Origin of the sequence: Halorubrum cibi (genome assembly GCF_900182635.1) — an archaeon.
Lineage (GTDB): Archaea > Halobacteriota > Halobacteria > Halobacteriales > Haloferacaceae > Halorubrum > Halorubrum cibi.
In genome coordinates this window covers 91,158-111,949 of the sequence record NZ_FXTD01000010.1, presented here as the reverse complement: position 1 = coordinate 111,949, position 20,792 = coordinate 91,158, and the positions used below count along the sequence as shown (strand labels likewise).

17 protein-coding genes and 1 pseudogene are annotated in these 20,792 nt (G+C 66.6%); 9 read left to right on the top strand and 9 right to left on the bottom strand.

The window, feature by feature from the left end; all coding sequences use genetic code 11:
- The first annotated feature begins 57 nt into the window (after nucleotides 1–57).
- Together FN829_RS13145 and FN829_RS13140 are read left to right on the top strand one after the other, a co-directional pair.
- Complete coding sequence (locus FN829_RS13145) at nucleotides 58–657, top strand: RAD55 family ATPase (RefSeq protein ID WP_142987418.1); 600 nt, start codon at nucleotides 58–60, stop codon at nucleotides 655–657.
- A 40-nt stretch (nucleotides 658–697) separates the two neighbouring features.
- Complete coding sequence (locus FN829_RS13140; RefSeq protein WP_142987417.1) at nucleotides 698–1,120, top strand: CoA-binding protein; 423 nt, start codon at nucleotides 698–700, stop codon at nucleotides 1,118–1,120.
- Between the two features lie 55 nt (nucleotides 1,121–1,175).
- Here the strand turns inward: FN829_RS13140 and FN829_RS13135 are convergent, their stop codons facing one another.
- On the bottom strand, nucleotides 1,176–2,156 hold the full coding sequence (locus FN829_RS13135; protein WP_142987416.1) for a PLP-dependent cysteine synthase family protein: 981 nt from the start codon (nucleotides 2,154–2,156) through the stop codon (nucleotides 1,176–1,178).
- A 147-nt stretch (nucleotides 2,157–2,303) separates the two neighbouring features.
- Between FN829_RS13135 and thrS the strand changes: the two genes are divergently transcribed.
- Complete coding sequence (gene thrS / locus FN829_RS13130) at nucleotides 2,304–4,256, top strand: threonine--tRNA ligase (RefSeq protein ID WP_142987415.1); 1,953 nt, start codon at nucleotides 2,304–2,306, stop codon at nucleotides 4,254–4,256.
- 175 nt (nucleotides 4,257–4,431) lie between these two features.
- Nucleotides 4,432–5,607 (top strand): pyridoxal-phosphate-dependent aminotransferase family protein, encoded by a 1,176-nt coding sequence (locus FN829_RS13125; protein ID WP_142987414.1) that lies wholly within the window; start codon nucleotides 4,432–4,434, stop codon nucleotides 5,605–5,607.
- Nucleotides 5,608–5,615: 8 nt separating this feature from the next.
- Here the strand turns inward: FN829_RS13125 and FN829_RS13120 are convergent, their stop codons facing one another.
- The 7 genes from FN829_RS13120 to FN829_RS13090 all read right to left on the bottom strand — a co-directional run bounded on the left by FN829_RS13120 (nucleotide 5,616) and on the right by FN829_RS13090 (nucleotide 12,346).
- The gene (locus tag FN829_RS13120; RefSeq protein ID WP_142987413.1) at nucleotides 5,616–6,413 is read right to left on the bottom strand and encodes an FAD-binding protein; all 798 of its coding nucleotides are present in this window, start codon (nucleotides 6,411–6,413) and stop codon (nucleotides 5,616–5,618) included.
- Nucleotides 6,414–7,676, bottom strand: coding sequence for an ABC transporter substrate-binding protein (locus tag FN829_RS13115; RefSeq protein ID WP_142987412.1), 1,263 nt, complete (start codon nucleotides 7,674–7,676; stop codon nucleotides 6,414–6,416).
- A gap of 3 nt (nucleotides 7,677–7,679) precedes the next feature.
- A complete protein-coding gene (locus FN829_RS13110) occupies nucleotides 7,680–8,921 on the bottom strand; it encodes an ABC transporter substrate-binding protein (RefSeq protein WP_142987411.1) in 1,242 nt (413 codons plus the stop codon).
- Nucleotides 8,922–9,042: 121 nt separating this feature from the next.
- On the bottom strand, nucleotides 9,043–9,939 hold the full coding sequence (locus FN829_RS13105) for an ABC transporter ATP-binding protein (RefSeq protein WP_142987410.1): 897 nt from the start codon (nucleotides 9,937–9,939) through the stop codon (nucleotides 9,043–9,045).
- Nucleotides 9,940–11,139, bottom strand: a complete 1,200-nt coding sequence (locus FN829_RS13100; RefSeq protein WP_142987409.1) for a FecCD family ABC transporter permease — start codon at nucleotides 11,137–11,139, stop codon at nucleotides 9,940–9,942.
- On the bottom strand, nucleotides 11,136–12,170 hold the full coding sequence (locus FN829_RS13095; protein ID WP_142987408.1) for an FAD-dependent oxidoreductase: 1,035 nt from the start codon (nucleotides 12,168–12,170) through the stop codon (nucleotides 11,136–11,138). The genes FN829_RS13100 and FN829_RS13095 overlap by 4 nt, the downstream gene beginning before the upstream one ends.
- Nucleotides 12,167–12,346: a hypothetical protein gene (locus FN829_RS13090; RefSeq protein WP_142987407.1), complete on the bottom strand. Its 180-nt coding sequence runs from the start codon at nucleotides 12,344–12,346 to the stop codon at nucleotides 12,167–12,169. The genes FN829_RS13095 and FN829_RS13090 overlap by 4 nt, the downstream gene beginning before the upstream one ends.
- Before the next feature lie 142 nt (nucleotides 12,347–12,488).
- Between FN829_RS13090 and FN829_RS13085 the strand changes: the two genes are divergently transcribed.
- Complete coding sequence (locus FN829_RS13085; RefSeq protein ID WP_142987406.1) at nucleotides 12,489–13,154, top strand: cyclase family protein; 666 nt, start codon at nucleotides 12,489–12,491, stop codon at nucleotides 13,152–13,154.
- Between the two features lie 694 nt (nucleotides 13,155–13,848).
- Here the strand turns inward: FN829_RS13085 and FN829_RS13080 are convergent.
- The gene (locus FN829_RS13080; protein ID WP_246066536.1) at nucleotides 13,849–14,328 is read right to left on the bottom strand and encodes a DUF7344 domain-containing protein; all 480 of its coding nucleotides are present in this window, start codon (nucleotides 14,326–14,328) and stop codon (nucleotides 13,849–13,851) included.
- A gap of 447 nt (nucleotides 14,329–14,775) precedes the next feature.
- On the opposite strand from FN829_RS13080, the gene FN829_RS13075 reads away from it, so the two are divergent.
- From FN829_RS13075 to FN829_RS13060, 4 genes and pseudogenes are all read left to right on the top strand, one after another.
- A complete protein-coding gene (locus FN829_RS13075) occupies nucleotides 14,776–16,140 on the top strand; it encodes a SipW-dependent-type signal peptide-containing protein (RefSeq protein ID WP_142987405.1) in 1,365 nt (454 codons plus the stop codon).
- A gap of 94 nt (nucleotides 16,141–16,234) precedes the next feature.
- Nucleotides 16,235–16,394: pseudogene (locus FN829_RS16465) on the top strand (SipW-dependent-type signal peptide-containing protein); the annotation flags it as partial.
- Nucleotides 16,395–17,191: 797 nt separating this feature from the next.
- Entirely contained in the window at nucleotides 17,192–18,928 is a 1,737-nt protein-coding gene (locus tag FN829_RS16260) for a vWA domain-containing protein (RefSeq protein ID WP_185955762.1), read from the top strand.
- 119 nt (nucleotides 18,929–19,047) lie between these two features.
- Nucleotides 19,048–20,661 carry a vWA domain-containing protein gene (locus FN829_RS13060; protein ID WP_142987404.1) on the top strand — a complete coding sequence of 538 codons (1,614 nt, stop codon included), beginning with the start codon at nucleotides 19,048–19,050 and terminating at the stop codon, nucleotides 20,659–20,661.
- Nucleotides 20,662–20,792: the final 131 nt, after the last annotated feature.

Sequence of the window (20,792 nt, the reverse complement as noted above, 5' to 3'; positions counted from 1 at the left end):
GGAGACGGTCGTCGAACGAGCGGTCCGCGTCGATCCCCCCGCGATCGAGGTACACTCATGTATGATTTGACCCCCCACCTCGACGCGGAGGTGGAACCGGGAACGAACCTGCTTCTCACCGGACCGCCACTCACCGGGAAGCGGTCGCTCGCGATGGACGTCCTCGCGGACGGGACCGAGCGCGGCGACGGTGCCATCGTCGTCACGACGAAAGACGGTGCGGATCGGGTGTTGAAAGACTACGAGAAGCGGGTCTCCTACGATGGGAAACCCGTCGCAGTCGTCGACTGCGTCACCCGACAGCAGGGGTCTGACGTTCGCGACTCCGACCGGATCAAGTACGCCTCCTCGCCGGTCGACATGACGGGTATCGGGATCAATCTCTCGGAGTTCCTCCAGGCGTTCGGCGACCGCGGGTTCGACCGCAACCGGATCATGGTCCACTCGCTGTCGACGCTGCTGATGTACTCGGACCTCCAGACGGTCTTCCGGTTCCTCCACGTGTTCACCGGCCGGGTCCAGAGCGTCGACGGCCTCGGGCTGTTCAGTATCGACTCGACGGCCCACGACGACCAGAGCCTGAACACCCTCAAACAGCTGTTCGACGGGATCGTGACGATCTCCGAGGACGAGGAGATCGAGATCCGGCTGGCCTGAGCCAGCCAACGTTTAGGACCCTCGCCGACCAAGCGCGAGCATGCCCATCACCGACGACGCGGGACTCGAGCGCGCGCTCTCGGCCGACACGGTCGCCGTGATCGGCTGTTCGACGACCGCCGGGAAGGCGGCTCACGACGTGCCGGCGTACCTCCAGCGACACGGCTACCGGGTGATCCCGGTGAACCCGTTCGCCGACGAGGTGCTCGGCGAGCCCGCCTACGACGAACTCGCGGAGGTGGACGAGGATCTCGACGTCGTGAACGTGTTCCGGCCGAGCGAGGAGGTGCCGGAGATCCTCGAAGCGGTCCGCGAGCGACACGCAGAACGGGGCGACGCGGGGACCGCGTGGCTCCAGTTGGGGATCAACCACGACGAGGCGGCCGCCGAAGCGGAGGCCGACGGGATCGACGTGATACAGGACCGGTGTATGAAGGTCGAACACGGGCGGCTGATCGGGTGACACCGGACGCGACGCGATCCGTCGCTCCCCGGATCTCCCCCGAAGGTCAGGACGGTCAGCCCTCCCACTCCTCGAAGTCGCGATAGACGCCCTTCGAGAGGTAGCGCTCGGAGGAGTCCGCGAAGACGGTCACAACGCTCTCGTGGGGGGCGTCGACATCGCCGTCGTGGATCCCGCGGGCGACCCGCTTCGCGGCGAGCGCGTTCGCGGCCGACGAGGAGGCGACGAGGTGGCCCTCCTCGCTCGCGAGTCGGCCCATCTCCTCGTGTACCTCGCGGTCGGGGATCGCGTGGATCTCGTCGACGAGGTCGGGTTCGAACAGCTCGTTGGTCTCGATTTCGTGGGTGCCGATGCCCTCGGTCTTGTACTCCTCGTGGTCGACGTCCTCGCCGAAGAACTCGCGGTATGCGGAGCCGGTGGGCTCGACGGCGACGACGTGGACGTCGGGGTGCCGCTCGCGGAAGTACCGGGCCGTTCCCATCAGCGTCCCGGCGGTGCCGCAGCCGGCGACGACGGCTCCCACCTCGCCGTCGAGGGCGTCGTCGATCTCCGGGGCCGTCGTCTCGTAGTGCGCCTCGGCGTTGAGCGGGTTCGAGAACTGCTGGGGAACCACCGCGCCGTCCAGCTCCTCGGCGATCTCGTGGGCGCGCTCGATGGCGAACCCCATCCCGTCCTCGGTCGGCGTGTTGATCACGTCCGCGCCGAGCGCCCGCATCAGCTGTTGTTTCTCGACGGAGAACCGCTCGGGGACGACGAAAACGGCGTTCACGTCGAGCTGTTCGGCGGCGACTGCGATCCCGATGCCGGTGTTGCCGGCGGTCGGTTCGATCACCGTTCCCCCGGGCTCGAGGTCGCCTCGCTCGAGCATGCGTTCGAGCATGTACTTCCCGATGCGGTCCTTGATGCTCGCACCGGGGTTGAACGACTCGAGTTTCGCGTACACCGGCGCCGCGTCCGGGGAGTCGTGGACCCGGACGAGCGGCGTCTCGCCGATCGTCTCCAGCACCGACGGGAGGGGCTCGCGATGGGTGGTCATGTAGGGGCAAGGGTTGCCGGTCGGTTTGTGTGTTTCCATCGGCGGGATGGCGGTGTCGGGATACGGCTCCGGGAGTCCGTGAGGATGCCGGTCACGTTCCGCGCGGATCGAACAACACTTATGCCGCTCGTCCGGTTTTCCGAGGGTATGAGCGAGACGGACGCGCGCGGCGACGTGACGGTCGTCCTCCCGGACGGGTCGGAGCTCTCCGTACCGGCCGGATCGACCGTCGAGGACGTCGCGTACGAGATCGGCCCCGGGCTCGGGAGCGACACGGTCGCCGGCAAGATCGACGGCGAACTCGTCGAGAAGTACGCCGAGGTAACGGACGGCGATCGGATCGAGATCGTCACCGACCAGTCCGACGAGTACCTGACGGTGTTGCGCCACACGGCCGCGCACGTCTTCGCACAGGCGCTCCAGCGGCTCCATCCCGAGGCGACCCTCACGATCGGTCCACCGACCGACGAGGGGTTCTACTACGACGTGACCGACGTCGACCTCGACGAGGACGACCTCGACGCCGTCGAGGCCGAGATGGAGGAGATCATCGCGGCCGACTACGACGTCGAGCGGGTCGTCCGCTCGCGCGAGGACGCGATGGAGATCTACGCCGACAACGAGTACAAACGCCAGATCTTGGAGGAGGAGGCGGACGACGACGAGGTGACCTTCTACGTCCAGGACGGCTGGCAGGACCTCTGTCGGGGGCCGCACGTCGAGTCGACCGGCGAGGTCGGCGCGGCGGCGTTACTCGAGGTGTCGGCGGCCTACTGGCGCGGTGACGAGGAAAACGACACCCTCACGCGCGTGTACGGGACGGCGTTCGCCTCCGAGTCCGACCTCGAGGAACACCTCGAGATGCGCGAGCAGGCCAAGGAGCGCGACCACCGGAAGATCGGCCAGGAGATGAACCTCTTCTCGATCCCGACGGTGACGGGGCCGGGCCTCCCGCTGTATCACCCGCCGGGCAAGACCGTCCTGAACGAACTCTCCGGGTTCGCGAACGCGCTCAACCGCGAGAACGGCTACGAGGAGGTCGAGACGCCCCACGTGTTCCGGACGGAGCTGTGGAAGCAATCCGGTCACTACGAGAACTACAAGGACGACATGTTCCTCCTCGACGTCAACGACGAGGAGTACGGGCTCAAGCCCATGAACTGTCCGGGCCACGCGACGATCTTCGACCAGCAGAACTGGTCGTACCGCGACCTCCCGCAGCGCTACTTCGAGAACGGGAAGGTGTACCGCAAGGAGCAGCGCGGCGAGCTGTCGGGGCTCTCTCGGGTCTGGTCGTTCACCATCGACGACGGCCACCTCTTCGTCCGACCCGACCAGATCCGGGCGGAGATCGAGTCGGTCATCGAGATGATCTTCGAGGTCGTCGAGACCCTCGACCTGGAGGTCGAGGTCGCGTTAGCGACCCGCCCCGAGAAGTCCGTCGGCGGCGACGAGATCTGGGAGTCCGCCGAGGACCAGCTTCGCGACGTGCTCGAGTCGGGCGGCTACGACTACGACGTCGAGCCGGGTGACGGGGCCTTCTACGGGCCGAAGATCGACTTCGGCTTCGAGGACGCCCTGGGTCGCGTCTGGGACGGTCCGACGGTCCAGCTCGATTTCAACATGCCAGAGCGCTTCGGGCTGACCTACACGGGCGAGGACAACGAGGAGCATCAGCCGGTGATGATCCACCGCGCGCTGTACGGAAGCTACGAACGCTTCTTCATGGTGCTCATCGAGCACTTCGACGGCGACTTCCCGCTGTGGCTCGCGCCCGAGCAGGTGCGGATCCTCCCCGTCTCCGACGAGACGCTCGGGTACGCCCATCGCGTGAAGAACGCGCTCGCGGACGTGGGCATTCGCGTCGAGGTCGAGGACCGCGACTGGACGGTCGGCCGGAAGATCCGCCAGGGCCACGACGACCGGCTCCCGTACATGGTCGTCGTCGGCGATGACGAGGCCGAGGCCGGCACCGTCTCCGTGCGCGACCGCTTCGAGAACCAGCGCGGCGACGTCGACCTCGACGTGTTCGTCGACCATCTCGTCGCGGAGTACGAGGAGAAGCGCGTCGAGCCGGACTTCGTGACGAACGCGGAGTAGCGACCGAACCCCCCTCTCGTCGCTCTCCCGGAGATCGGGCGAACGGAGCCGAAAGACCGACGGCGACCGTGTGGTCGTGGACGTCGACTCCGCCATTCGGGTTCGGTCACATTTCGGCTCCCGCCACGTTTCGGGTTCCGTCGTGTTTTTTACGTCCGCCGCGAGAACGCCCTGTATGTCCGATCGATCGTTGGAGACTGTCGCGGACGACGAAGCGCCCCAATTCGGGGAACTCTCGCCGCCGAACCGAACGCTGATGGGGCCGGGCCCGAGCGAGGTCCACCCGCGGGTGCTCCGCGGGATGAGCACGCCGCTCGTCGGCCACCTCGATCCCTCGTTCGTCGAGATAATGAACGAGGTCCAGGAACTGTTGCGGTACACGTTCCGGACCGACAACCAGTGGACGATCCCCGTCTCGGGGACCGGGTCGGCGTCGATGGAGGCCGCCATCGGCAACCTCGTCGAACCCGGCGACACGATGCTCGTCCCGACGAACGGCTACTTCGGCGGGCGGATGGCCTCGATGGCCGAGCGCGCCGGCGGCGAGGTCGTCGAGGTCGACGCGCCGTGGGGTGAGCCGCTCGACCCCGCCGACGTCGAGGCGGCCTTCGACGAACACCAGCCGGACGTGTTCGGGTTCGTTCACGCGGAGACCTCGACCGGCGTCCTCCAGCCGCACGTCCCGGAGCTTACCGACATCGCGCACGCCCACGACGCGTACGTCATCGCCGACTGCGTCACGTCGCTCGGCGGCGTCGAGATGCGCGTCGACGAGTGGGACGTCGACGTGGCGTACTCCGGACCACAGAAGTGTCTCTCGTGTCCGCCGGGCGCGAGCCCGCTCACGCTCAACGACCGGGCGATGGACAAGGTGCTCGACCGCGAGGAGCAGCCCCGGTCGTGGTACCTCGACCTCTCGCTTCTGGAGGGGTACTGGGGCGACGAGCGCGCGTACCACCACACCGCGCCGATCACCAACGTGTACGCGATCCGGGAGGCGCTCCGGCTCGTCGCCGAGGAGGGAATCGAGAGCCGATGGGAGCGGCATCTCGACGTCGCCGGCGACCTGAAGGCCGGCCTCCAGGACATGGGCCTCGAAATGAACGCGCCCGACGAGTACTGGCTGCCCAGCCTCAACGCGGTCCGCGTGCCCGACGCCGTCGACGACGCCGCAGTCATCGACTACCTCCTCGAGGAGTACGACCTCGAGATCGCCTCCGGGCTCGGCGACCTCGCGGGCGACATCTGGCGCATCGGCTGTATGGGTTACTCCGCACGCCCGCAGAACGTCGAATTCCTGCTGGCGACGATGGAGGACGCGCTCGCCGAACAGGGCTTCGACGGCGCCTGAGGTCCCTCCTACTCCTCCCGGAGACTCGGGTGCGTCTCCTGGTCGTCCGGATGCGATTCCGCGAATCGGTCGCGCATCGCCTCGAGGGAGGCCGCCTCGCGCTCCCGGCGCTCCGCTTCGCCGATCTCTTCACACCCCGGAGGGATCGGCCGATCCCGGTCGGAGAAGTACCCCTCGGGCGCGACCCAGTCGTGGTAGAACGGCCGGTCGTCGTCCTCGAGGATCGTCACGCCGACCTCCGCGCCGTGGCCCGCGGCCACCGCCGCCTGGTGGGGTTTCCTCGCGAGTCGACCCGCGGCGTACAGGCCGTCGACGCCGGTCCGTCCGCGCTCGTCCGCGTCGACGAACGTCTTCCCGCGATCGAGGAGGTCGACGCCGTCGACCTCCTCGAGGTAGCCGGTCGCGTTCTTCGTGGCGGCGACGACGTAGTCGGCACCGAGTCGGTCCCCGTCGATCGTCTCGATTCGGAACCGTCTCCGGTCGGGGCCGTCGGAACCATCGTCGCCATCGGAACCACCGTCGCCTTCAGGACCGTCCTCGGTCGTGGGCTGGACGGTCGTCACGCGAGTCTCGCGACGCTCGGCGCCGGCGTTCTCGGCCTGTTCTCCGAGCAGCGCGAGGAACTGGCGCGAGTTGACCCCCGCGGGGAATCCGGGGACGTTCTCGAGGTGGGCGTTGCGCCGGAGCAGCGACCCGCCGGCGTCACAGACGAGCGTCTCCAGCCCGTGTCTGGCCGTGAACGTTCCCGCGGACAGTCCCGCGACGCCGCCACCGACGACGAGCACGTCGTACTCCATGCCGCTCATCTACGCGTCACCGTTGATAATCTCCGCGACCCGTTCGCGGTCGAACAGCCGTTCGTCCTCGGGGATCTCCGGGTACGGCCCGGACTCGTATCGGGGCCACTCGCCGAACGCGTCGGGGTAGAGCTGTTTCGCCGTCATCTCCAACTGGAAGAGGTTCAGGATCGGCCCTTGGTATCGGGCGCCCTGCGGGTGGATGCGGTCGTTTCGAACCGCGGTGACCTCCGAGCCGACCGGGTCCTCCTCGAAGGCGGCCCGTCGTCCGGCCATGTCCGTCCCCGGCTCCATGCCGCCGAGGTAGAGGATCACGTCGGGGTCGGCGTCAAGTATGGTTTCGAAGTCGACGACCGTGCCGGACTCGACGCTACCCTCGAAGGCGTCTCGCGGGCCGAGCGGACGCGTGTGCGACGTGAGGAAGCCGGGATTGCTCAGGGTGTACGCGTAGATCTCCTCGATGTCGGCGGCGGCGATCATGACCGCGGTCGGGCGCTCTTCCTCCGGCGGCAGCCGCGTCTCGATCGTCCCGAGGATCTCCTCGTGGACGGCCGCGAGCGCCTCGTAGCGCTCGCGTTCGCCGAACGCCTCGGCGACACGCTCGAACTGCTCCCAGAGCCCGTAGTACTCGTAGCCGTCGGCCCACTCCGGCGTCGGCTCCTGGTGGCGGTCGCTGAGCGAGTTGCCGAACCACGGCGAGACGCGCTCCGCGATCTCGTCGACGCCCTCGCGGTCCCAGCTCTCGAGTTGCGTTATCCACGCCGGATCCGCGAGGTGGACGTCGCTGTCGAGTTCGTACAGCTTCTCCTTGTCCGGCTCCCACGAGGAGTACAGACCGGACCAGTCGAGCGAGACGCCCGGAAGCCGCTCGATGTACTGGTTCCAGAGCCCGTCGTAGTAGTCGGGCGCGTGCATCGCGGTGATCCCGTCGCCGCGACCGAGCGCGAACGCCATGTCGGCGTGATGCGTGAGCCGCGTGAACACCGTCTCCGGCGGCGACTCGAACGTTACCTCGCCGACCGGCGAGATCGAAGCGGTGTAGCTCTCGTCGCCGGCGTCGTCCGCCGTGGAGTCGTCCGAGTCACCCGATCCGCCGTCCGTCGGATCGGTCCCGTTTCCGTCGGATCCGGCCGGATCGGACTCCGCGCCGCCGCCGGTACAGCCGGCAAGCAGGCCGCCGACGGCGACCGCGCCGCCGTACGTCAGGTAGTCGCGCCGCGTCCGTTTCGTCGCCGATTCGTCCGGTTCGACGGCGTCGGTGTTGCTCGTCATGGTTCAGAACTCTCCGTTGATGACGTCCGCGATCCGCTGGCGGTCGAACAGTTCCTCGTCGCCGGTGACGGGGCCGAACTCGTCCGGATACAGCTGCTTTGCGGCCCGTTCGGTCAGGAAGAGGTTGTGGATCGGTCCCTGATACAGGTAGCCGCCGCGGTACACGCGTCCGTCCTTGACCGCCGTAAGCTCGCTCCCGACTGGATGATCCTCCATGTACGCGAGCACAGTGTCGCGGAACTCCGTCGACGATTTCCGTTCGTGTCCGCGAACGAGGATGACGTCGGGATCCACCTCGATCAGGTTCTCGTAGTCGAGTTCGCCGCGGTTCGTGGTGCTGAGGTTCTCGATGTCCGTCCCCGTGAGCGCGTCGGTCACACCCAGGTCGAGCCACTGCTTCTTGCTCGTTCCCTTGTCGATCAGTCGGTACGGCGAGAAGGTCTCCGGTTCGTCCGTTCCCTCGAACGTCAGGAATACGCTCGGCCGGTCGTCAGTCGCCGGAAGGCGCGATTGTACGTCCGCGATGAACGACTCGTGAAGCTCGGCGAACGCCTCGTAGCGCTCGCGCTCGTTGAACGCCGCTGCGACTCGCTCGAACGCCTCGTACAGCGTGTAGTACCGGTAATCGTGCCACTCATCCGATCGTCTGAAGATCAGGTTCCCGAAGAACGGGGCGACGTTGTCGCGGATCTCCGTGACGTCGTCTTCCCCCCAGTCGAACCAGTTGACGAGCATCTGTGGATCGTACAGGTGGACGTCAGCATCGAGCTCGTAGAACTGCTCTTTCGTCCTGACATCCGGGTGTGCCTCGATCGGACTTCGATCGACGTCGACTCCGGAAAGCTCGTCGTAGACGTACGTGTAGTACCGGTCGGCGTTGCCGATCCCGACCACTCCGTCACCCTTCCCCAGCGCGACGGCCATGTCGGCGAAGCCGCCGTCGTACGCGACCCACCGTTCCGGGACCGCCTCGAAGGTCACCTCACCGACGGGTTCCATGGCGGCGGTGTACGGGAGCCCGGCGGACGCTTCACCCTCGGTGTTCGATCCGTTCGATGTCGTCGAGTTGGCCTCTGTGTCGCCGTCGCCGTCACCGGTCTCTGTGCCGTCGCCACTCGCCGTGACGCCGCCGCTATCGCCACCGCCGGTACACCCGGCGAGCAGGCCGCCGAGAGCCACCGTACCGCCGTACTTCGCGAACGCTCTACGAGTCGGTCCGTCAGGTGCTTCGTCGCCGTTGAGCATATGTTTAGGCTGGCCTAAAATAATAAAACCGTTCCGATCTTTAGGTCAGCCTAAAAAGATCCGCCCGATCGCCGCGTCCGGGTGCCGATCGGAGTCATCCCGTGTCGGGCCGGATGCGGGATCACTCCTCGTGTCGCGCGCGGATCGGCGTCACCCGCGGGCCGCGTTCCGTGGCGACGACCTCGGCGTCGACGCGGAACACGTCAGCGAGCAGGTCCTCGGTGACGACCTCCTCGGGCGGGCCGCGAGCGCGGATCTCGCCGTCCTTGAGCGCGACCACGCGATCGGCGAGCCGCGCGGCCTGTTCGATGTCGTGGAGCACGACGACCACGGTGACCTCGCTCTCGTCGCGGAGGGTCTCGATGATCTCCATCACTTCCATCTGGTGGTGGAGGTCGAGGAACGTCGTGGGCTCGTCAAGTAAGAGGACGTCGGTGTCCTGTGCGAGGACCATCGCGATCCACGCCAGCTGCTTCTGGCCGCCGCTGAGGCTGCCCACCTCCCGGTCGCGCAGGTGGTCACAGCCGGCCAGCTCGATCGCGCGGTCGACCGCCCTCGCGTCCGCCTCGGTCGTCCGCTCGAAGAAGCCACGGTGCGGATACCGCCCGTGATACACCAGGTCCTCGACCGCGATGCCGTTCGGCGAGGTACTCTCCTGTGAGAGCAGGCCCAGCTTCCGCGCGAGCGCCTTCGTGTCCATCGAGTGAACGTCGCGACCGTCGAGCAACACCGACCCGTCCTCGGGCGTGAGTTGGTTCGCGAGTCCCTTCAGGAGGGTGCTCTTGCCCGACCCGTTCGGGCCGACGAGCGCGGTGACCGCGCCGGCCTCGACGGCGATCGACTCGCCGTCGACCACCGGCTCCTCGGCCGTCGGGTAGCCCAACACGAGCCCCTCGCCGTCGAGGTCGCTCGCAGGGTCGTCGGTCGGGTTCGCGGCCGCCGAACCGCTCGTTCCGTTCGAATCGGACGCCCCGTCCGTCCCGTCGGACCAGGCCCTCTCGAGTCCGTCGGTCGACACTCAGATCTCCCCCATGTGTTGCTGTTTCCGCATCAGATACAGGAAGTACGGCCCGCCGACCAGCCCCGTCACGATACCGACCGGGATCTGCGCGTCCGTGCCGGCGATCACGCTCATGCCGAGCCGCGCGCCGACGTCGGCGGCGACCATCAGCGCCGGGCCGACGAACAGACAGCCGACGATCAGTCGCTTGTAGTCGGTTCCGACGAGGTTCCGGACCATGTGGGGGACGATGAGGCCGACGAAGCCGACGATCCCCGCCACCGCGATGCTGGCGGCCGCCGCGAGGACCGCGACGCCCGACAGCGCGAACCGCACCCGCTCGATCGACATCCCGAGCGCCTTCGCGGTCCCCTCGCCGAGCAGCAGGAGGTTCAGTTGTCGAGCCCCCGCGATCGAGAGCGTCACCGCGACGAACGACCACGGGAGCGCAAGCCGGACCTGTTCCCAGTCGGTCCCGGTGAGCGACCCCGTGGTCCAGGCGATCGCCGACTGAACGACGCCGATGTCGTCGGCGAAGAAGAACAGCGCCGTCTGGAGCGAGCTGAAGACGGTACCGACGATCACGCCCGCGAGCACGAGCCGCACGGGGCTCGTCCCGTTCTTCCAGGCGATCGCGTACACGATCAGGAAGGCGATCGACCCGCCGAGTGCCGCGATCAGCGGGAGGAACGCGGAGAGGCTCCCGAAGACGACGAGCGTCAACAGGATGGTCAACCCCGCGCCCGAGGAGACGCCGAGAATGAACGGGCTCGCGAGCTCGTTCCGCGTCACCGCCTGGAAGATCGCCCCGGAGACCGCGAGGTTCGCCCCGACGAGGACGCCGACGAGCACCCGCGGCAGCCGGATGTTCCAGACGATGAGCGTCTCGTGAGTCAGTTGAGGAAGCTCTCCCTGGAATCCGGTGACCGCCCGCATCAGCCCCTCGCCGACGACGAAGTTGAGCAGCCACCGCGGATCGAGCAGGACGGCGGGGTCGAGGACCGCGCGCCAGGCCTGTCCGACCGTCATCGAGTACGCTCCGAAGCTCACTTGGACGAGCCCGGCGGCGACGATCACCGCGAGACTGGAGAGCGCGACGACGACGAGTTTCGCATCGAGAAGCCACCCGATCGGGCTCCGGTCCGTCGACCGTCTCCGCGCGGTCTCGCCGTCGATCGACGATCCGCCGCCACCGACCGTCGATCCTTCGCCGCTCATCGGCACCCTCCATCGACGGTTTCGGGGGCGTTCTCCCGCGTGATGCCGCCGACCTCCTCGGTCGCGTACGCGGCGATCGCCTCGTCGTCCATCGCGTCGAGCAGCGCGTCGGGGTCGTGGGCGTCGACGACGGAGTCCGGGTCCAGACGCTCGGCCACGGCCCGCCGGCCGGCCGCCGCCCGCGACTCGATTTCCTCCGCGTCGACGTACGCCGACAGCGCGTCGTCGATCGCCGCCTCCCGGACCCGCGCGTACCGCTCCGAGTCGGAGTCGACCGGGGCATCGGCGTGGTGCGCGTCGAACCACTCGACCCAGCGGTCGCGGTCTGCCCACTCCTCGCCGAGTTCGGCCTCGCGGCGGAGCCAGTCGACCCCCTCGGCGGCCGCGCGCCACCATCCCTCGTCGATCCGGGCGTCGGCGACGACGCGCTTGCCGACGCGGGCCCCGCGAGCGGCGGCCGTGATCGCCTGTCGGTCGGCCTCGGACGGAGTGGCGACGTAGAGCCCGTCGATCGGGGTCGTGCCGTCGCGGTCGGCGTACTCGCGGTCGAAGTGTTCGGTCGTCTCTCCGTGGTGTTCGCGAGTCTCGAACATCGCCGCACCGTCGTCGAGTCCGCGGAGGTACTCGCCGCCGTATCGCGTGGCCGCGACGACGCGTCGGGCCGTGACGGGAGCGCCCTCCTGTGGGACGATTCGGAAGCCCATGCACCCGTCGGCGTCATCCGATGCGATCTCGTCGTCAGCGGTGGAGCCGCCGGTCGCATCCCGACGCTCGACCGACTCGATCAGGTCGTCGACGACCGTACAGCCCGCTCGCCGCAGGTGGTCGTGTGCGAGATCGGCGAACGTCCCGACGTCGATCCCGGCGGGGAATCCGAGGTAGTTCTCCAGGTGGGCACACCGGGCGAGCGAGGACCGGCCGCGGTCGAAGACCGCCACGTCGAGTCCGCCGCGGGCGAGGAAGACGCCGGCCGAGGAACCCGCCGGACCCCCGCCGATCACGACGACGTCGCGGTCGAACGAGACGGTCACTCCTCGCCCCCGTTCACGACGCCTGCGAGTTCCTCGCGGTCGAACGACTCCTCGCCGACCGTCCCGTCGGACTCGTCGCCGATACAGCCCGCGAGGAGGGCCGAACCGATGACCGCACCGCCGTACTCGACCGCGTCGTGGCGAGGCGTTCCGACCCCATCGGTGTGTCTCGTCATGTGGTTTAGGCCTCCCTAAAGGATTAAACCTCTTTCGAATCTTAGGCGGGCCTAAAAAGATCGTCGGCGAACCACCCGCTTCGTTCGCGGACGGTTTCGGAATCGGGGACAGGGTTATCCGGCACGTTGCGGGAGGTGAACCATGCCGTTGTACGACTGTACGCATCGGATCGAGACGGGAACGCTGACGTATCCCGGTGATCCGGACGTGTCGCTTTCCTCTCACGCGACCCACGAAGCGGACGGCTACGAGGTGACCGCTCTCGAACTGGGGAGTCACGCCGGGACGCACGTCGATGCCCCGCGCCACACCGAACCCGACGGGCGGACGCTCGGCTCTTACGGCATCGATCGGTTCCGGTTCGACGCCCGGATCGTCGACTGCGGTGACGTCGGGGCACGCGAGGCGATCCCTCCGGACGTGGTCCCCGAGACCGACGCGGAGCTGCTGGCGTTTCGAACCGGTTGGGACGACCATTGGGGGACCGAGAGGTACCTCGATCACCCGTACCTGGACTCCGAGACGGCTCGACGCTGTGTGGAGGGTGGTCATCACGTAGCCACCGACACGCTCAATCCCGATCCGACGCCGACCGAGCGCGCGGATTCGGACGAGCCCCCGGGCGTGCCGGCCCACCACGCCCTGCTCGGCGCGGAGCGGTTGATCATCGAGAACCTGACCGGTCTCGAACGACTCCCCCGACGAGTCACCCTCCACGCGTATCCGCTGGCCATCGACGCCGACGGCGCACCGATCCGGGCCGTCGCCGAAACCGACGCGGAGCCGGACGATCCCACTGACGCGTGACCGGGAGCCGAGCGGATCGATCTCGGCTGACGGGACATCTCTGATATTTCCGGCTGATGGGTGCGTTCGCTCACCGGTGAACCGATGACGGATCGCGATCGCTCAGTATAGCCTAAGCAACGAGCGATCGCGGTGGCGTCGCCGGCGCTTTGCGCCGGCTGCTAGAGGCGCGTAGCGCCTCGCTGTCGCCGGCGGCTCTGCCGCCGGCTTCAAGCGAGAGCTTCGCTCTCGCCCTGCGCCTCCGAGTGCCCGACAGGGCACGAGTAGCGAGGGACCGGAGGTCCCTCTGACAGCCGGCGGCAACGCCGCCGGCGAGAGCCCGCGAGGGACGCTGCGAGCGGTGAAACCGCGAGTAGCGAGGCTGGGGAGGCGTGAGGTGCGGGGCGGTTGCGGGGCGGTTGCGGGGTGGGGTGGGACTCAAAGGGGCAGTCGGCTCCGGGAAGACGGCCGACGTAAGGACCGCAGGAGCGAACATAGTGAGCGACGAGGACCGCAGCGAGGCCCTCGACCGGAGCCGGCTGGGGCTTTGAAAGAACTCACCGCCCCAGCAACGATCCCGTTCTCATCGATCCGATCACTCACGAAACACCCGTACCACTAGCACTCGAAATATAACAACCGTTTCAGCCGAACGCGCGCCCAATTGAGCCACCACTCGGAGCACGACGGAGTCGGAAGGGATCAGATCCGAACGTCACCGCGGGAGCGGCATCGAGAGCCGGTAGGCCGCCCAGAGCTGGGCGACGGTCACGACCGCGAACGCCGCGAGCGCGCCGCTCGTCCAGAGCAGCGGGTCGATCGCGCCGATCACCGGAGTGCCGAGTTGGGCCGCGAGGACGACACAGAGCGTCACGACGCCGAGCATCTGGTACAGCTCCGTCCAGGTGAACCCGTAGCCGGCCACGACGGTCATGTACCGCTCCACGTCGCGTGCGCCCCGGCACGCGCGGACCTCCTTGCGCGTGCGGTCGTACTCGACGACGCCGAGGTCGTGGAGCCGCGGCAGGTGCGTCTGGTGGAGGGAGGCGTACACGCTCTCGCGCACGCAGCGCGGGGCGGGCCACTCGCCCGTCTCGTCGGCGGCGATCGCCTCGGAGAGCTCCCTGACCGAGACCGCCCCGCCACGCGTCCGCAGCTCGCGGAGGGCGTTCTTCCGGCGGCTGTTCGAGAGCACGTCGTGGATGACGGTCTCCGGGAGCGAGTCGGATCGGATCTGTAGGGAAATGGGAAACACCTCGTTCGAGAACGTAAACGACAACTGGGAGGATATGTATGCGCGCCATACTGTCTGTCACGTGTTACCTATCGAAAACGGCCGATCCGCCCCGATCCACGGTAGGCGATCCCACGGGATCCGGTAGGGAGTGTCAGAGAGAGCGGTAGGGTGTACCGACGAGTCCGGTAGGCAGTCCGAGGCAGCCGGTATGGCCCGCCATCCGTTCTCTTCGGTCGATCTTCTAAAGTCCCGAAAATCTGCGCATCTCGGCCGAACGGGCGATTATATCGGTCGATGGTCGGGTTCGGTCGGCCGATGGCGGCGTTAGGATCCGACGTGTCGAGTCGTAACTATCCCCCCTTCCGCTAAGGGAGGGGTACTGGCCGAAGACGCCAGGGATAACCAATGGACGATAACAACAACTTCGGACTCTCGCGGCGGCAGATGCTCGGCGGCCTCGGCATGATCGGCGTGGCCTCCGCGGGTGCGGGACTCGGAACGACGGCGTACTTCAGCGACGAGGAGAGCTTCACCGACAACACGCTCACCGCGGGCGAACTCGACCTGATCGTCGACTACGAGACTTCGTATGATCAGGGTAACCGTCTGGGAAGCGGCGGCGATTCGGGCACGATCAACGGGATGCCCTCCGACTACTCATATGAACTCTCCGACGTCAAACCCGGCGACAGCGGCCAATTGGTGTTCTGTCCGAAGGTCGTCGACAACCCCGCGTGGCTCTGGATCGGTAGCGAAAGCGGAGCGATCGATTACGAGAACGGCCAAACCGAGCCGGAGGCGGAAGATGACGCTACCGGAGCCGGGACGATCGGTTCGCCGAACGACGGCGAGGGGGAGGGTGAACTGAGCGAGTCGATTCTGGTCACGGTCTCGTACTGCGAATACGACACGGAAACGGAGGATTACACCGTGATCCGTGAGATGAACAACCCGGAGGGGTACACGCTCGCGGACCTCGCGGACGATCTCGAGTTCGGATTCTTCGTCGACGGCGGGACTGACTCCGGCGCGTACCCGCCCAGCGAGGACGGAAGCACCCAGCAGGGCCCGTGCCTCTGTATCGACTGGGTGCTCCCCACCGAGGTCGGAAACGAGATCCAGACCGACGCCGTGGAGTTCGACTTCGAGTTCTACGCGGAACAGGAACGCCACAACGCGAACCCGGCGAGCCCGTACGCGACGGGTGACGGGTTCTCGTCGATCTCCTTCGAGAAGGCGCTGAACATGCAGGCACTCGCTCGCGGTGGATCCGGACGCGGCGAGATCCAGGTCCACGGTGACAGCCCAGGCGTCGAAGACCAGGACGTGTTCGGTAGCAACCTCGGAGACGTATTCCCCGCGAACCAGGACGTCGGGTTCGTCGCTCAGATCGACACCGGCAGTTCACCCGCCACGGCCTCGCTCGAGATCAACGGTCGGACCGTAGTTGACACTGATGTCACCGACGGCACGGCGAACGGTTCAGCCACCGGCGATCCGGAGTGGCAGGGTGGCGTCCCGTCGACCGTCGACGTCGCACTCACTGCGTACAGTGCGAGCGGGAACGGCGTCGAAACCGTCGTTAAAGACGTTCAAGTGAACGGGTCTCCCGCCTCGCCGTCGATGGTCAGTTCCTCGGGTGGCGCGATGTACCTCGCCATTCCGGGCGTGGACACGACCACTGGCGTGACTGTGACCGGGAACGTCCGATTCGAGGGCTCTGAGGGCGACTACACCACGCAAGACTGGATGGGGATCGACTTCCGCTGATCGGGACGATCCTGTATTTCGGTTACCTCCCACGCGGGCGCGTTACGACGGTTCGACTCCGTCGGTGGGACTTCCCCAATGGGGATGACACATCATGGAAAACGATACAATCGGACTCTCGCGGCGTAAGATGCTGGTCGGGCTCGGGGCGATGGGCGTGGCCTCCGCCGGTGCGGGCCTTGGGACGACCGCGTACTTCAGCGACGAGGAGAGCTTCGAGAACAACACGATCACCGCGGGGCAGTTCGAGCTCGAAGTCACGCAGTCGACCCACGTCGTCGACCAAGACGGGATCGGGCCGGACGAACAGACGTTCGACGCGATGCTGGCTGCGGCCCAAGAGGACGACGCCACGATCGAAGTCGTCGACGGCTTCCTCGACATCACGGACGCGAAGCCCGGCGACTCCTACAAGTACTGCTGGGACGTCTGCGTGAAACACAACCCCGGCTACGTCCAGATCACGCTCGACGGCGACGAGTCGACGGGCAACCAGAACGGTGTGGACCACGTCGACGCCTCCGGTCTGCTCAGCGAGTACATGCTCGCGGTCGTCACGATCGACGACCAGCAGGCGGGCGACAGCGAAGAGATCGTCTTCGAGGGCACCCTCGGCGAACTCATCGACGAGTGGGACGAGGGCGGACTGATCCACGCGTACGCCGGCGTCGAAAACGACGAGCCGGTCGTCGAGTACTGTCACCTCCCCTGTGAGTCCGACGTCGAGGGCGCGGAGCTGGCGGCCGACTCCGTCGAGGTCTGCGTCTACCTCTACTTACCCTCGCACGGGGACATCGGCGAGGAGGTCGCAGTCGACGGAACTTCCTTCGATATCACGGAATCGATGTCTCCCGGCAACCTCGTCCAGGGCGCTTCCTTCAGCGGCGACGTCCACTTCGCGGCCGAGCAGTGCCGCCACAACGACGACCCGTTCGCGGAGGAGGCGGAGAGCGACGATACGGCCAACGAGAGCGACGTCTCCGGTGACGACGGCGGGAACTGAACGAAGACCTGACCGACGGGGGAATCTCCCCATTCATATCACACAAACATGACAGACAAGAAAATCACGGGACTCTCCCGCCGCACGCTGCTCGGCGGCCTCGGGGCCATCGGCGTCGCGAGCGCCGGCGCGGGCCTCGGCACCACCGCGTTCTTCAGCGACGAGGAGGGTTTCACCGACAACACGATAGAGGCCGGAGCGGTCGAGCTCCGGATGGACTGGCAACAGAGCTACTACATGGGTCTGGAGGGGCAAGACCCCGAAGACCACACGACGTGGGAGCCGGTCAACGCCTACCCCGACCTGGACGGCGACGACCGGCAGGACCCGATCTACACGCGATTCCAGCTCGAGGAGGACCCGACGCTGGTCGGACTTCCGGCCAATGCCGACGAGGACGCGATCGAGGAGGCCTACCGCGGCCAGTTCGCGAGCTTCGAGGACACCGACGGAAGCGGAAATCACGAGTTCGTGGGCCCCGTCATCGACCTCGACGACGTCAAGCCCGGAGACCGCGGCGAGATCACGATCAGCAAACACGTCTTCGACAACCCGGCGTACCTCTGGCTCAACGCGAGCGGCTTCGAACACACCGTCGGCGAATTGAACGACCCCAAACGCGAGGCGCTCGTCGAGCGGTACGCCGAGGAACTCGGCGAGGAGTTCACCGACGACGACGTGATCGCGTTAGCGGAGGCGGAAGCACAGCTCGCGAAGGAGATCGAGGCCACGCTCTGGTATGACGACGACTGTGACAACTTCTTCGACGAGGGGAGCGACGTCTGTATCCAGTTCGTCGTCGACAACACCGATTCGATGGGAAGTTCGGCACCCACGGGATCCGTCACCGAGTATAAGGATAAACTCCTGATCGAGGCGCTCGAAACGTACGTCGATCGACTCGACACCGGAAACGGAGCCGAAAGCAGCGATGGCGACACCGCCCCGTTCAGCGTCGGACTCACCAACTGGACGACGACCGCGGATACCGTCCTCCTGCCGACGAGCGACGTGAACGACGTCGTCGGCACCGACGGTGGAAGCTACAACGACTCCACGGGCCTTCAGACGATCGACTATCAGGACGAGATACAGGGCGGTACCGACCTACCGAACGCGATCCAGGCGGGGGCCGATGCGCTCGCCGAATGTTCCGAGGACGATGAACGGGTAATGGTCCTGATCACGAACGGGATCAACGTCGATACGAGCCAGTTCCTCGCTGCGGCCAGCGACAATCTCCGATCGGAGGGCGGAGAGGTCGACAGATACCTGATCGTCGGGTTCGGGACGCCGCCGAACTCCGTCGACGTCCTCGAGGAGATCAGCACGCTCCCCGGAAACCACCGGTTCATGCTCGTGCTCGACACCGACATCGATGCGGCTATCAACGGACCGACCGACCCGAACACGGATCCGATCACGAGCGTCGCCGAGGAGATCGGCTTCACCGCGGGCGGCGAACAGCCGATATTCGAGGGGTCGCTGTACGACCTCCTCACGGAGAGTCCGAACGTTACCTCGGACGGGTTCCTCGACGACTACGTGGTCGACGGCATCGCTGGCGGCTATCCGCTCGACTCCGACCGCAACCGCGAGGGGCGGCAGTGTTACCCCAACTCCGACACACGCTGTATCGCGTTGGAGTGGCACCTCCCCTACGAAGTCGGCAACGAGATCCAGGGCGATTCCGTCGTCTTCGACCTGGACTTCTACGCGGAGCAGTGCCGCCACAACGACGGCACGTACAATCCGTTCGCCGACGAGACGATCAGTCCCGCATAGAGCGACGAACATCCAGACGCGAGCGACTTCCGTCGCTTACCCCACTCGAAGCTCCGAACGAGCGGTCGATCAGGCGGTTCGAACCCGCCAGTGGGACGTTCCCCTCCGGGGGACCAATCATGACTGACAAAGGAATCGGACTCTCGCGGCGCAAGATGCTCGCCGGCCTCGGGGCCGTGGGCGTCGCCTCCGCGGGAGCAGGACTCGGAACGACCGCCTACTTCAGCGACGACGAGTCGTTCGAAGGCAACACGCTCACCGCCGGTGAGCTGGATCTGAAAATGGACTACCGGATGACGTACCGGGGCGGTCCCGGACGTCTCGGGGAGCTCCAGGAGAACTACCCGAACGCCACGTTCGTCGACGAGGACATGGAACCGACCGACGACGACACCGGCGTGTACCTCCTCGATCAGGTTCCCAACCGGACCGAGTACCCCGGAGCCGAAGACTGGGTCATCGGCGCGAACGGCGTCTACGACCCCGAGACCGGCGAAGGTGAGGGATTCCAGCGCGACGAGCTGATCGACGCGGGAGACCTCGAGGACGCGCTCATCCGCATCGGCGACGTGAAACCCGGCGACTACGGCGAGGTCACCTTCAGCACCCACCTGTACGACAATCCCGGTTACATGTGGATGGGCGGGATGCTCACGGACGAGAACCAGAACGGCTACACCGAACCCGAAATCGAGGCGCTCGAGGAGATGGGGGATCCCACGGACGACCCCGACGGTGACGGGCAGCTCGCCGACTCGATCCGGGCGAAGATCTGGTACGACGACAACTGCGACAACGTCCACCAGGGAGAGCGCGACGAGGAGAGCGAGGGCGTCGACGTGATGCTCTCGATCGACAACTCCGGCTCCATGGGAGGCGGTCCCGGGAGCAAGATGGAACAGGCGAAGGCGGCGGCGCTGGACTTCGTCGAGAACCTCGGCCCCAACGACCGAGTCGGCCTCGTGACGTTCGAATCGACCGGGCAGCTCCGACAGGGCCTCACGAGTACCCACTCGAACGTCGAAACGTATCTCCAGCCCGAGCCCGCCGGGATCTCCGATGCCGGACGCACCATGATGGACGCCGGTGTCGATCTGGCGGCCGACGAGCTCAACGACAACGGTCGAAGTGGCGTCGACGAGGTCATCATTCTGCTCGGCGACGGCGAGCCGAACGAGTCGGATCGTGCCGGTTCCGACCACGTCCAGAACGCGAAGGACGCGGCAACGGACGCGAAAAACGATGGAATCACCGTGTTCACGATCGGGTTGGGTGTCAGTAACGGAAGCACCGCCCAGAACACGCTCATAGACATGGCGAGTTCGAGCAACGGAACCACACTCTACTACGACTCGCCGACCGGCACGGATCTCGACGACATCTACTCGCAGATCTCCTCGGTCATCCTCACCGGCGAGGAGGTCATCGCCGAGGGTACGCTACGCGAGGTGATGACCGCGCTCGAAGCGGGTATCGAACTGGACGCCAACGTACAGTCGGAAGAACGGATCTGTTTCACCAACTCCGTGACCCGTTGTTTCGGCTTCGAGTGGGAACTTCCCACGACGGTCGGCAACGAGATTCAGACCGACTCCGTGGAGTTCGCGATCGGCTTCGCCGCGGAACAGTGCCGCCACAACGACGGCGAAACGAATCCGTACGCCCCCGACGACTCGAACGGAACGAACGACGGCAACGTGACGAACGGAGGGAACGCGACCGGGACCGCCTGATCACGCACAACGGGTTCTTCGGAACCTGATTCCCCCTCCCACCCGAATTCCTCGGTTGGAACGGTCGAGACGGCGGTTCGACTCCGCCGGTGGGATTCCCGTATCGGATCGCGACGGACGCGACCGACGAC